General features: G+C 47.9%; 1 pseudogene. It reads right to left on the reverse strand.

Features of this window, described 5'->3' with window-relative positions:
- Nucleotides 1–1,240 (reverse strand): annotated as a pseudogene (locus CEX98_RS22830) (FimV/HubP family polar landmark protein); the annotation flags it as partial.

Consider the following 1,240-nt stretch of genomic DNA (forward strand, 5'->3'; position numbering starts at 1 on the left):
GCTATCCAGCTCTGGTGTTTCGGCTTCTTCGCTTGGCGCTTCGGCTTCTGGCTCGCTTTCTAGCGAGTCATCAAGTAGTGCCTCTTCGTCGAAATCGGCTTCTAGCTCAGGTAACTCGTCTTCGCTATCAAAATCAATATCACTGCCGAGCTCGTCATCTTCAAAACCATCTTCAATATCAAAGGATGTATCACTCGACAGGGCCTCAGAAAGCGCTCTTTCCGTTTCACTCTCAGCCCCCTCAGGCCCAGCTCCTTCGCCTAACTCTAGTTCAGGGTAACTATCTAATTCTGCACTTGGTTGCAGCTCATCTTCGTCTAACGGACCTTCATCTTCAAGTAAGTCAACCTCATCATTCAGCGGATCATCGCCTAGCTCTATTTCAACTTCTTCATCAGCAAAATCATCTGAGAGCGCCGAGTCTAAATCTAGCTCCTCTTCGGCTTGAAGCTCTTGTAATAATTCATCAACGCTTTTTAAATCTGGGTCTTCAAACTCTTCATCGTCATCAGCTTGTGCATTATCTTCACTAAACGCATCTTCATTCTCTAAATCAGACTGTAACGTGTCCGCTTCTATATCTTCTGATGACTCCGGTGCGAGCGCTTCATCATCAAGCATTCCACTTAAATGGCCTTCACCCGTATCGTCACTCAACTCACCATGTTCTTCAAGCTCTGATGGTGCTTCCTCTACCGGTTCATCCAACAAGTCGTCGAATTCATCGCCTGCAGGTTCATCGGGCTCAGTTTCGAGCTCTGGTGATACTTCCTCTACAGGTTCATCCAATAAGTCGTCGAGATCATCATCTGCAAGTTCACCGGACTCGGCTTCCGGCTCTGACGATACTTCCTCTGCAGGTTCATCCAACAAGTCGTCGAGTTCATCGCCTGTAAGTTCATTAGACTCAACCTCTGGCTCTGATGATACTTCCTCTACAGGCTCATCCAATAAGTCGTCGAGATCATCATCTGCAAGTTCATGTGACTCGGCTTCCGGCTCTGACGATACTTCCTCGACAGGTTCACCCAATAAGTCGTCGAGATCATCCTCTGCAAGTTCATCGGACTCAGCTTCGGGCTCTGACGATACTTCCTCTACAGGTTCATCTGACTCAACCTCTGGCTCTGATGATACTTCCTCTGCAGGTTCATCCAACAAGTCGTCGAGATCTTCGCCTGCAAATTCATCTGACTCGGCTTCAGGCTCTGATGATACTTCCTCTGCAGGTTCATCCAAC

The organism is Pseudoalteromonas piscicida (genome assembly GCF_002744175.1).
Taxonomy (GTDB): domain Bacteria; phylum Pseudomonadota; class Gammaproteobacteria; order Enterobacterales; family Alteromonadaceae; genus Pseudoalteromonas; species Pseudoalteromonas piscicida_B.